Origin of the sequence: Acinetobacter sp. YH12152, from assembly GCF_013418285.1 — a bacterium.
GTDB lineage: Bacteria > Pseudomonadota > Gammaproteobacteria > Pseudomonadales > Moraxellaceae > Acinetobacter > Acinetobacter amyesii.
Map to the genome: position 1 here is coordinate 1 of NZ_VPCH01000047.1, position 12,212 is coordinate 12,212.

Consider the following 12,212-nt stretch of genomic DNA (forward strand, 5'->3'; position numbering starts at 1 on the left):
AAACCTTCAAAATTCTTGCTGAGCGATATCGCAATCGAGGCAAAAGACTAGCATTAAGATTCAATCTAATTGCTGGAATTTATAACTTGGAGCTGAGTGAAAAATGACTTATGAAAGAAATCTAATTATGATTAAAATAAAAAATTTATACGATTAATTTTAAAAGACTTATATCTAATTTTTGTAAAAACTTAACATCAGAAAATCAACTACATTGCTAATTAACATTGTCTGTATGATTAGTATTTATATGACTGCTTATAGATAAAAAAAAGCCGATCATCTGACCGGCTTTTTTAAATACTGTATAAACTTAAGCGGCTTTCGCTTTCGCCATCAGCGCTTCAATCTCTTCTACAGATTTCACCACTGCAGCGGTTAAAACACGTGGACCATTTTGAGTTGCTACAACATCATCTTCAATACGGATACCAATACCACGCCATTTTTCATCAACCGTTTCATCATCTGGCGCAATATAAAGACCCGGCTCTACAGTCACAACCATACCTTCCTCATAGGCACGCCATTCACCCTCTTGTTTGTATGAACCGACGTCATGCACATCCATACCAAGCCAATGACCCGTACCATGCATATAAAACTGACGGTAAGCTTCTTTTTCAATGATCTCGTCAATATCTCCTTGCATAATCCCAAGATCCAATAAACCTTGAACTAAAATACGCACTGCAACGTTATGTGGTTCTTTATAAGAGTTGCCGATACGCACCGCATCAATCGCCGCAATTTGCGCATCGAGTACGATATTATAAAGTGCTTTTTGTTCAGGGCTGAATTTACCGTTGACTGGGAAAGTACGGGTAATGTCTGAGGCATACAGCTGATATTCACATGCTGCATCAATCAGTACCAAATCACCATCTTTGAGTTCTTTGTCATTTTCCACATAGTGCAAAATACAGCCATTTTCACCGCCGCCGACAATGCTGTTATAGGAAGGCACACAGCCATTTTTACCAAATACATAATTCAGTTCTGCTTCTAGTGCATATTCCATCATGCCCGGTTTAACCGTTTGCATGGCACGAGTATGCGCTTCTGCTGAAATATCCGAAGCAATTTGCATCAATTCAAGTTCATCATCAGACTTATGCAAACGCATTTCATCAATGATGCGATCTAGTTGAATGACTTGAGCAGGCGCACTTGCACCCTTATGTGATTCACCGCTTGCAGCTGCAATCCACTGCGCCACACGAGCATCAAAATCTGCTTGCTGCCCGATACGGTAAAATAATTTATCTTTATTTTGTAATTTTTCTAAAATTTCTTCGTCTAATAAATCGATAGCAAAGGCTTCATCCGCGTCATAGTCATCAATCGCGCCATCAATACCCGCACGGTAACCATTCCAAATTTCCATTTCACGGTCACGTTCACGGCAGAACAAACTATAGCTATAACCTTCTTCTTCGCTATCAAAGGTTTCAATCACTGCAACCGCTTCAGGTTCAGCAAAACCTGTTAAATAAAAGAAACTACTATCAGCACGGAATTTATAGTCGGCATCACGGTTTCGCATGGCTTCTTTGCTCGTGGCAATAATTGCGATACTGCGTAAGCCCATTTCACCTGCAAGGATGTCACGACGTTCCTGAAAATCTGCTTGAGTTAATTTCTTCATTGATATGCTTCTTATACGCTTGGACTATGATTGATTTAATAGGATGATGAACTCCTTAGATAGAGCCCATCATCTATTAATTATTAATGCAAAAAGAATGCCTTAACTTGGACGGTGTGGGGTGAACATTTCAACCACATTGCCCGCTTGAGCCAATGAATTTTTAGCGCTCAGTTGTAGCAACGGTGTTTCTGAAACATCAACTTTGGTACGTCCCATCGACAGACTCACTGGGATTAAACGAACAAATTCGTATAATTCCTGATAGCTTTCTTCACCTTCTTCATCATCATCTGAATCTTCAAATTCTACTGAAGCGACATCTTGTAAATGCTCAATCAATTCTTGCTCATTGGTACGCAGATGTCCTGCCGCCAAACCAAAACCAAGAACCACACCTGCACACCAGTCTGCCAATGCTTGTACACGCTCACCTAGTAAGTGATCATCATCTGGTAATAAAGGAAGATAGTCGAGTTCATCATCTGAAAGTGAATGAGCTACATCTTCTGCTTCTTCAGTTAACAATGCCAATGCATCTTCATCTAATTCAGCAACATCAAGCGTTGCTAAAATTTGTTGCCACTCTTCACGACTCGGGGGTTGTGACACACAAACTATACCAGTGAGTAGACCATGTAACTCACTTGGGCTTGAAATTTCTTCAATTTTAGAAAAATTGTGGGACCAATCTGACCAACCTGAAATATCGTCTTGCATTCGCTTATCCAATCTCTATACTTCGTATATATTACCTTTGTTTGCAAGACTGTGCGACTACGTTATGTTAGAAGAATTACAGCGTCTCCAAGCGCATATTAGCGTTTTAAAAAAGCGACTGGCGCAATTTGAAAGCGAAAATAATGCCCTACAAGATGAGAAAAACTCGTCTGATGAGCAGCATCATGCTCAAATTGTACATAAGAACGGTATTATCACCTCCAAACAAGAAGAAATTGATACGCTGAATGAGCAATTAACTGATTCACGTGCTCAACTTCAACAGCTGAATACTGATGCAACTGCTTTGGCTGACCGATATAGCCGTCTTGAAAAAAGCTGTACTGATCTAAAAAATCGTTTTCAAGAAATTTTGGCAGAACGTAATGAGCTACGTATCGTTAAAGAAAAGATGCAAAATGAACAGCGTCATGCTCAACAAGAAATTCAAGGTTTGCAGCAAGAACGTGAACGTTTATTACAAAAAAATGAACATGCTAAAGCAAAAGTTGAAGTGATTATTCAACGTTTAGCTATTTTAGGTACAGCTCAAGATCAACATGCGCAAGAAATTCAACAATTGGCACATCCGACTGAAAGTAATGAGGAAGTTTGATCATGAGTGAACAAATTGCAGTTGATTTAAAAGTTCTAGGTCATAGTTTCCGTTTAGCAACGACTTCTGACCAACAAGTCGATTTAGAACGCGCAGCACAATTACTGAATGACAAATACGATGAATTTCGTCGTAAAGCACCACGTATGGAACCGAGTAAGCTGATCATTATGGTCGCACTTGAATTAATGCAAGAAGTCCTGTCAATGAATAAGAGTTTGCAAGAATATGCAAACTGCGAACTTTTGTTGCAAAATATTTTGGAACAAGTTGAAGAATTGACTGATTAATCGGTGGTTTAGTGATTATACTTTGCCCGATTGCTTCATTTTAAACACTTTGTCAGTGTTTGGTGATTTGCCAATAACGCTGAATTCGTTATACTGAGCACATCTCTGAGGTGTTCGCCAGCTAGGTCTAATCCCCTGCCGATACTTAAACTTATGGATGTGTTCTGTATATTCTGAGCGTATGCCCTCCTCGAGTGGGAAACCCAGCGAGTGTACGTCGCGTCCACCTTGAACTCATCGGGTTCAGGGTCACGACATTTGCAGCGGCATCTTCGGAGTGTTTATCTTCCAAGTCATTAAATGAATTTTCAGCATTCAACTCAATTCAAAAATATTCTAAAAAATTCACTATTCTATTTCTGCGCTATTCGACTCCTGTTCTTTTCTTAAAAACTGATGTTACGCACATAAAAGTAATTTCGCATTTTTAAAATAATTTTAAGCCTATTCGACGGAGTCTTACATCTAAGGATTAAATAAAGAGATTAGCCTTCGGCTGGAGATACTTTTGTTTCGGCAAAAGTACCCAAAACCATTGTCATCCGCAAAACTCGTTCACTACCGTCAAATTATTCAAAGCATCACAAAAACATTTTTGATTAGAAGTAGTCCTGTCTTAAACACTTGCGGATGACGTTACCGCGTATCGTTGTTTTATTTGAAGCAAATTGCGCTTTGATGTTACTGCGTAACATCAGTTAAAAATTTTTATTCAAGTTTGTTCACCTTCAAAAGCTGATTTTATCCGCCTTATTCAATTTTTGAGTTGTTCCAGTTTAGCTAACTGTCTATCCAAAGCTCTGTCCATTTCAGGAAGTATTTGTCGTAAATATTGAATTGATGAAATGGCTTCATCCAATTTCACGACGCCTTTTTTAACCAAGTTATATTGTTGCTCGAGTAGAGCGAGTACTTGATTTTGATTCGGCTGCTGTCCCTGACTCATCAGCGTGTTTATTTGCTGAAATTGTTGATATACCTGTTCACGTTGCTGTAATAGCTCAGAGTGCGTTTCTCTGTCGAGTATTGATTGTTTGGAATTAGAACTTGAATGCTGCAATACATTTTCTGTAGTTCGCTCAGAACGTGTTTCAGACACTTTTTGTTGATCTAACGGTAGCTGTTCATGAACCTCCTGCTGCTTTGGTTTTAATAACTGAATCATCAACAATAAAATCAAGCCAACCACTAACCCAATAACAATCCATTTCTTATACATGATTCAATCTCTAAATGTTTTTCAATTAAAAATTCAGAGCCGATTTGACTCTGATTTTTCCATTTTCTTTTGATTTAAACTGTTTTACTGACTGCCCCATCCTGCTGGTGCATAACCTAAACGAACACGCTGTGGGTGATTGCCAACTGGAACTGTGATGACTTTTTCACCTGTTGCAAAATCAATCACGGTTACTGCATCTGTCGCACTTTCAGAAATTACACAGCGTTTACTATCTGGGCTTTGCGTTGCCCAATACGGTTTGCCTGCAGCAATCAATTTGGCTGCAGTCAAAGTTTTACGATCGACGATAGTGGCATAATCATCCATGGTTCCTGCGACACATAGTTTTTCACCATCTCCACTGATGGAAAGCCCATGATGGCGTGAGTCATTCACCCATTTCGTGCGATCTGAGGGAATAGTTGTACTTCCCGGAAGCTGTGCAATGCGCGTGACTTTGTCTTGATTGAGATCATATTCGACCAGACCATTAAAAAATGAGACCTGCGCATAGATTTTGGATTCATCTTTACTAAATACAATCGGTCGAACTGAGTTTGATAAGTCTTTGCGTCCTACGGCATCTAAAGCAGGTCTAAAATCTATTTTTTTGAGGACTTTATAGTTTTGAGCATCTGCTATCGTGATGTAGCGTTTGCCTTTGGTAAAGTCTTGCCAAGAAGCATCCATGGCTGTTTCGACATTACCAATGGCTGAATTTAGGATTTTAGTACCGTTGGCAAAATAGATATTTTCATGTGGTTTATCGCCCGTCGCAAAACGTCCTAGTTCTTTGCCTGTGTTGATATCGAATATATGTACGACATTACCTGAAGACGCTGATACTGCAACCTGTTGCCCATCAGGGGATACTGCCATATGGTCTGCTCGAAATCCCTCAACGGGTGTGCGCCAATTAATTTTCCCTGTTGTAATATTAATCGAGACAACATCTGCATAGCTTGGGCGTGATGCAACCACCGATTTGCCATCTGGTGTGGAATACATGTCATCGACCAATTGATCATTTCCCTCTCCTGCTGTATTACGAATATAGCTATAAGCGATTAATTTTACTGGGTTGAGGTAAATTTCAGTGAGGCGTTGTTTTTTGTCGGGCACCATATTGATGACACCAACTTTCTGATAGTTTTTTGCAGGATTGATCACTGTAACCGTACCATCCCAATTATTGCCGACAAAAAAGACTTGCTGGCTATTGGGTGGAACGGGTGCAGTGGTTGTCGCTGCGAAAATAAGTGGCGACACCGTAACTGTCATACAAAGAAGTGTCCTGATCCAGAGATTTTTTTCCATTTTTATTGTCCATTCATTTGTTTTTATGCATACCTTTTGACCAAAGCCATAAGATAAGTGTCGCTTTTTTAGCGCAAAGAAAGCTTATTAAATATACAAGTGTAGATATAGCGTATTTGTTTTAATTCCGATGAGTTGTTGATTAAAACCAAGTATTCAATCTGCATTCACTTTTTGGGAAGCAAAAAAAGCACCCGAAGGTGCTTTTTTAGTTCATCAAATTATTAGTAAATAATTTGATTATTGTTGATTAGGTCATCTAGTTCGACTTTGTTGGTTTGATTGAGCAAGACTACAAGATCTTGTGATTCATATTCCGCACCTGATGTGCCATCACGGTCAATTGAAATCACAGCTGAATCAGTTTCTTCGTCATATTCTACTGTTACAAACTCTGCGAGATTTGCTTCAGTTGCATCGTCAGAAAGTAATGAAGATATATCGATTTGGTCAGCAATAGAAAAATCATTTACTGTTGTTAATGTATTACCGCCCAAATTGTCGTCTGCGAGAAGGTCGAAAACAATATCATCACCAATAAGTAAACTTTCACTTTCTAATGAGAACATCGCAAACGATGCTGTCGCAGTCACTGTTTCCTGAATAGGAAGCACATTGTTACTGTTTCCTAACTCTGTTTCGAGCTGGGTTGTAAGTACATTTACATCTTGAATTGAGGTTTCAGGGACTGTAACTTTCACTACAAAATCTTCAACTTGACTACTTGAAGTGCCTTGATAAGTATAATACCCATCTGAATCTTTGCTTACTGATATACCATTTACCGAAACTTTGGCATCAACTAAAGCATCAAGAGCAGCAGATTTAAATTTCACACCATTTACATTCACATTTTCCTCTGCATCATTTAAAACTTCTGCATGTAAAGTAAATTGTAAAACTTTCTCTGAAGCGTCTGCTTCCGGAGCTTCAACCAAACTTGTAGTTTCACTAGTGCTTGCAGGTGGAAGAGTTGTATTTTTCGAACTGGTTAAGTATTCAAAAACCGTTCTCAAGGTATCTGCTGGCATGCCATTACCATTACCTTGCAATAAATTATAAAATTTTCCATCAACAGTAACAGTTTTAAGATTATTCCAAGTTTGAATATTTAAATTAACAGCCGTTGGGCTCCAATCTAATAAATCTAATGTTAAAGAAGGCTTATCTGCAACTGCATCAACAACAATTTCCAATTCACCTGAAGTCACATGTTTACCATCAGAAACATTAAATTCTAGGCCTGCATATACTCCGCCGTCAGTTGCTGAAGCTTCGTTAGCATCTGGTGCAAATACAACTTTTCCGGCATTAATATCAGCATAAGATAGTGTTTGACCCGCGATGATTGGTGTTTTATTCCCAGCAGCATCTACGATTGTCAATACACCGTCTTTTGGCAGATTTGTTACCGTAATAACAAGCTGATCATTTGCTGTATTTGCATCTGAAATACCAAAATGCGCCCATGTTAATGTCACACTTTGATCTTCTATCGTAACCACTTGGGTTGTCTCAACTTCAGGAGCGATATTGTCCACTGGGACAGTTTTATCTACTTCCTCACCCGGATTACCTGATTCATCTTCATAGCTATCTGTAGGGACAGTTACTGTAACGTTACCATCAACACCCGGAGGTACTTCACCAGTCACAATATAAGAGCCGTCAGGTTGTTCCACTGGCGGCGTAAATGGTACTTCGATTGGACCATTTGGACCTTCAACAACGATTTTATCTTCTGTAATCGTCGATGGATCAACATCATCAGGATAAGTTACAGTAATCTTACCATCTGGTGTAATCGTCACTTCTGCTACAAGCGGAACCATATTGATGTTTTCGTTGCCTGTACCTGGTAGACCCAGGTTACCCGAAGTGTCTTCATATGAACCTTCTGGTACATTAACCGTAACTTTGCCTTCAACGTCCTCTGGCACTTTACCCGTTACCGTAATTGAACCGTCTGGTTGAGTCTCAGGTGTACCAAACTCAACCACGATGTCTTTGCCATTTGGATCTTTAACCGTAATTTGGTCAGGCGTAATTGTGGATGGATCAGTGTCATCAGGGTAAGTCTGTACGATGTCACCATTCGGTGTCACAGTCACTTCAACTTGTGGACGCTCAGTTGTCGCATGTTCAACTTTTCCTGGCGTAAATAAATATGCAAAACCAGATAATTTATTGTTTCAAAACAATATGATTGATGCATACAAAATACATGTGCAACGTGATGAAAAATTATGCGCAGATGATCAAGCTAAGAACCAAAAATGTGCAACTAAACTCTATATAGATGAATTTAAAGCGGGTGATTTTTATATTAATAATTCTGCTGATTTTTATTTAAAAGAAGGCGAATACCAATTTAAGGTGAAAAATTGTACAACTCATTGTAAAAATTATTCAGTTAGCTATTGTGTAAACGAAAAGTCACTTTTGAATAACTTATTACTTACAGTTGATAATAATGGCAAACCTATTATATTAAATAATGATGGCACTACGATTAATAATTGCCCGATTAGAGAAAATGCTCTAAATAATGTGATAAAACCAATTGAACCTAGTTTAGATAATATAAATTTAGCTGCCGATTCTTTATTTAAATTTAATGGTGGCAAACTAAATGATTTACTTCCTGCAGGTAAATCAAGCTTGAATGAACTAGCAACTAAACTTAATAACCAATATGCACGTATTGATATGATTAAGCTTACCGGACATACCGACCGTTTAGGCAGTGAAAAATATAATCAGCAACTTGCATTGCAACGTGCACTAACTGTCAAAAATTACTTAATGAACCAAGGGATTGCTGCTGACAAATTAAGTTTCGCTTCAGCAGGTGAAACTCAGCCTGTAACCAATGGTTGTTTTGATGTGCAAGATCGAAATGCCTTAAAAGCTTGCTTACAAGCAGACCGCCGTGTTGATGTGCAAATTCTTGGTATAAAAAAACCTTAAATAAGTATGCGTTCCTTAAGCTAACTAGTGTTTAAGGAACGCTTTATATAAAAAAGATAAAACCTATTTTTTCGGACTTTTAAGCTTGAACACGTTAAAATGCCTTTGAGAATTTTGTGCTACTTTGAAATGAACCATGACTTTGAGCACCACCAGCCTTCGTAAACAACTCCGCAAGCAGCGTCGTAGCCTAAACCTATGGGAGCAACGACAAGCTGAACAACAAGTCCTACAGCGCTTAATCAGACATAGTTATTTTAAGCGCAGTCAGCATATAGGCGTTTATTTACATGCATTTGGTGAAATTCACACTCAAAAGCTTATCCACTACTGTTTTTCGCATCAAAAACACGTGTATTTACCCATGATTTGCAACATGAATCAGCAACTGGTTTGGGTTGAAATCTCACGTCATCAATACATCAACAAACGTTTTTCTCATCACCCACTCGGCATGAAAGAGCCTATGGCGAGTCGTGGGAAGCATGTTTCTCATCTTGACCTTTTAATCATGCCCTTGCTCGCTTGCGACAAGTACGGCACACGTATTGGCATGGGGGGTGGCTTCTACGATAAAACATTAGCAACAGCCCACTCTACCCCCTACCGTTTAGGACTTGGCCATGATTTTCAACTCATTCAAGATCCCTTGGTCCGAGAGGCATGGGATCAACCGCTAGATGGCTTTATTAGCCCATCTCAAACTTTAAGCTTCAAACGTTAATTTGATATTCTTGACACTGAGTTACACTTATAAATCACATATTTAGTCATTTTTTATACATTTTAATTGGCATGACCCTTGTAATTTAAAAAATACACATCACTATAAAAAACATGGCAACACCGTTGTCACTCATTAGGAGTGCCCATGTCTGAGATTATTATGAATGAAGAAAGCTTGGAAACTACAATTCCGAGCGTATTACCGCTCTTAGCGCTACGAGATGTGGTTGTATATCCTCACATGCAAATTGCACTGTTTGTGGGTCGTGAAAAGTCGATCAATGCAGTCAATGTCGCACGTGACAGTGACAATCTTGTATTCGTAGTTGCACAAAAAGATTCGCTTACAGAAGAAATTGATCACGACAATTTATATCAATACGGTACTGTCGCGAAGATTGTGCAAGTTGTGAATCATGAGAATGATGAAAACTGTATAAAAGTACTGATTGAAGGCTTATATCGTGCCAAGCTAGAAAAAATTATCGATGCCGATGATTACCTGACTGCCGAGCATTCATTAAGCCCAATGACGGTTTCTGTAGACTCAGAAACTCAGAATAACCGTGTCGAAGAATTACGTACCTTATTTGCTCAATATGCAGAAGCAAAACTGCGTAATGCACGTGAATTGATTGCAGCAGCCAATAAAATTGATGATTTACTGCAATTATTATTCTTCGTAGCAACACGCGTGCCTTTGAATATTGATGTCAAACAAAAATTCTTAGAGCATGATGAATTTGAAGCACATTTAGCTGAACTCATGACCTACTTATTACAACAGTCAGAAGAACAGCAAATTGAGCAAACCTTACATGATTCTGTAAAACGCCAAATGGAAAAGAATCAGCGTGAATACTTCTTAAATGAAAAAATGAAGGTCATTCAACGCGAACTTTCTGACATGAATGGCGGTGCTGAAGATGACGTTGCAGAAATTGAAAAACGTCTAGCTGAAGCCGATTTACCTGAACATGTACGTAAAAAAGCTGAAAATGAGTTCCGCAAGCTAAAAGCGATGCAACCTGCTTCAAGCGAAGCTGCTGTCGTGCGTAACTACCTAGAAGTTATTTTAGATACGCCTTGGAACAAAGCTAGCAAAGTCAGCATTAACCTTGCGAAAGCTCAAGATATTCTTGATGCCGATCACTATGGTTTAGACGACGTGAAAGACCGCATCGTGGAATACCTTGCTGTTCAATCACGTGTGAAAAAACTTCGTGGTCCAATCCTGTGCTTAGTTGGTCCTCCAGGTGTTGGTAAAACTTCACTCGGTGAATCTGTTGCCAAAGCGACTGGTCGTGAATTTGTCCGTATGGCGCTTGGCGGCGTGCGTGACGAAGCTGAAATTCGTGGTCACCGTCGTACATATATCGGTGCGATGCCCGGTAAAATTGTGCAGTCTTTGACAAAAGTTGGCGTAAAGAACCCACTGTTCTTACTCGATGAAATTGACAAAATGGCGCAAGACTACCGTGGCGACCCTGCTTCAGCATTGCTTGAAGTCCTAGATCCATCACAAAACAGCAAGTTCAATGATCACTACTTAGATCTTGATCTAGACCTTTCTGAAGTGATGTTCATCTGTACTGCAAACAGCATGAATATTCCAGAAGCTTTGCTTGACCGTATGGAAGTGATTCGTCTACCGGGTTATACCGAAGATGAAAAAGTGAATATTGCTGAACGTTACCTTGTTCCAAAAGCCATCAAGAATAATGGTCTACGTGCAAAAGAATTAACCGTTCACGAAGAAGCCATTCGCGATATCGTACAACGTTATACACGTGAAGCCGGTATGCGTAGCTTAGAACGTGAAGTGTCTAAAATTGCACGTAAAGTGGTAAAAGAAGCAGTGAGCAAGAAAGCGAAAAATCTTCAAATTGAAGTGAATTCGAAAAATCTTCCTGACTACTTAGGTCCACACAAATTCGACTTCGGTATGGCCGAAGAAGAAGCTGAAGTGGGTCGTGTAAACGGCTTGGCTTGGACATCTGTTGGTGGTGAACTACTAACAATTGAAGTTGCAGCAGTGAAAGGTAAAGGCAAGTTCATTACCACCGGTTCTCTTGGCGATGTCATGAAAGAATCGATCACAACAGCGATGACCGTTGTACGTACCCGTGCAGATGAACTAGGTATTGAAGCGATTCGCTTTGAAGAAACAGATGTACACGTGCATTTACCAGAAGGTGCAACACCGAAAGATGGTCCATCTGCTGGTTTAGCCCTGACCACTGCTCTTGTTTCAGCGTTTACAGGCATTGCGATTCGTCCAGATATTGCGATGACCGGTGAAACCAGTCTTGGTGGCCGTGCAATGCGCATTGGTGGTTTAAAAGAGAAACTTCTCGCTGCTCACCGTGGTGGTATCAAGCTTGTCTTTATCCCACAAGACAACGTTCGTGACTTGGCTGAGATTCCAGACAATGTCAAAGAAGGTCTAGAAATTAAACCAGTGAAATCGATTGATGAGATTTTACCTCTAGCCTTGGTTGATATGCCTAAACCTCTTACAAAGACACCGATTGTCAAAGCAACTGAAGGTAGCAAAGCTGCACGTCACTAAGCGCTAGCAACTCGCAATAAATGAAAAAAAGCCCTGTTTCGACAGGGCTTTTTTACATTCATGCTTTCACACTAAATATTTGAAAAATTTCATTCAAATCCTTCGCTATGACAAGACTCAAGACAACAGCT

Annotated in this window: 10 protein-coding genes, 1 other RNA gene and 1 pseudogene; 7 read left to right on the forward strand and 5 right to left on the reverse strand. The window is 39.5% G+C overall.

The window, feature by feature from the left end:
- A pseudogene (locus tag FTU83_RS13590) lies at positions 1 to 107 on the forward strand (IS5/IS1182 family transposase); the annotation flags it as partial.
- Between the two features lie 206 nt (positions 108 to 313).
- Here the strand turns inward: FTU83_RS13590 and pepP are convergent.
- Positions 314 to 1,648 carry a Xaa-Pro aminopeptidase gene (gene pepP / locus FTU83_RS13595; protein ID WP_180106905.1) on the reverse strand — a complete coding sequence of 445 codons (1,335 nt, stop codon included), beginning with the start codon at positions 1,646 to 1,648 and terminating at the stop codon, positions 314 to 316.
- A gap of 102 nt (positions 1,649 to 1,750) precedes the next feature.
- The gene (locus FTU83_RS13600; RefSeq protein WP_180008931.1) at positions 1,751 to 2,368 is read right to left on the reverse strand and encodes a UPF0149 family protein; all 618 of its coding nucleotides are present in this window, start codon (positions 2,366 to 2,368) and stop codon (positions 1,751 to 1,753) included.
- A 64-nt stretch (positions 2,369 to 2,432) separates the two neighbouring features.
- Between FTU83_RS13600 and FTU83_RS13605 the strand changes: the two genes are divergently transcribed.
- The 3 genes from FTU83_RS13605 to ssrS all read left to right on the forward strand — a co-directional run bounded on the left by FTU83_RS13605 (position 2,433) and on the right by ssrS (position 3,556).
- Positions 2,433 to 2,984, forward strand: coding sequence for a hypothetical protein (locus FTU83_RS13605; RefSeq protein ID WP_180106902.1), 552 nt, complete (start codon positions 2,433 to 2,435; stop codon positions 2,982 to 2,984).
- A 2-nt stretch (positions 2,985 to 2,986) separates the two neighbouring features.
- Positions 2,987 to 3,274, forward strand: a complete 288-nt coding sequence (locus FTU83_RS13610) for a cell division protein ZapA (protein WP_180106900.1) — start codon at positions 2,987 to 2,989, stop codon at positions 3,272 to 3,274.
- 99 nt (positions 3,275 to 3,373) lie between these two features.
- Positions 3,374 to 3,556: non-coding RNA, 6S RNA (ssrS, locus tag FTU83_RS13615), on the forward strand.
- Between the two features lie 472 nt (positions 3,557 to 4,028).
- Here the strand turns inward: ssrS and FTU83_RS13620 are convergent.
- The 3 genes from FTU83_RS13620 to FTU83_RS13630 form a co-directional block, all read right to left on the reverse strand.
- Positions 4,029 to 4,493, reverse strand: a complete 465-nt coding sequence (locus tag FTU83_RS13620; protein ID WP_180106898.1) for a hypothetical protein — start codon at positions 4,491 to 4,493, stop codon at positions 4,029 to 4,031.
- Between the two features lie 84 nt (positions 4,494 to 4,577).
- Positions 4,578 to 5,777: a YncE family protein gene (locus FTU83_RS13625; protein ID WP_257222634.1), complete on the reverse strand. Its 1,200-nt coding sequence runs from the start codon at positions 5,775 to 5,777 to the stop codon at positions 4,578 to 4,580.
- Positions 5,778 to 6,037: 260 nt separating this feature from the next.
- Positions 6,038 to 7,918: a cadherin-like domain-containing protein gene (locus FTU83_RS13630; RefSeq protein ID WP_180106894.1), complete on the reverse strand. Its 1,881-nt coding sequence runs from the start codon at positions 7,916 to 7,918 to the stop codon at positions 6,038 to 6,040.
- Here FTU83_RS13630 and FTU83_RS13635 point away from each other — a divergent pair.
- From FTU83_RS13635 to lon, 3 genes are all read left to right on the forward strand, one after another.
- The gene (locus tag FTU83_RS13635; RefSeq protein WP_257222631.1) at positions 7,899 to 8,783 is read left to right on the forward strand and encodes an OmpA family protein; all 885 of its coding nucleotides are present in this window, start codon (positions 7,899 to 7,901) and stop codon (positions 8,781 to 8,783) included. The two genes, FTU83_RS13630 and FTU83_RS13635, sit on opposite strands and share 20 nt — an antisense overlap.
- Positions 8,784 to 8,919: 136 nt before the next feature.
- Complete coding sequence (locus FTU83_RS13640; RefSeq protein ID WP_180106892.1) at positions 8,920 to 9,507, forward strand: 5-formyltetrahydrofolate cyclo-ligase; 588 nt, start codon at positions 8,920 to 8,922, stop codon at positions 9,505 to 9,507.
- Positions 9,508 to 9,654: 147 nt separating this feature from the next.
- The gene (gene lon, locus FTU83_RS13645; RefSeq protein WP_180106890.1) at positions 9,655 to 12,081 is read left to right on the forward strand and encodes an endopeptidase La; all 2,427 of its coding nucleotides are present in this window, start codon (positions 9,655 to 9,657) and stop codon (positions 12,079 to 12,081) included.
- Positions 12,082 to 12,212: the final 131 nt, after the last annotated feature.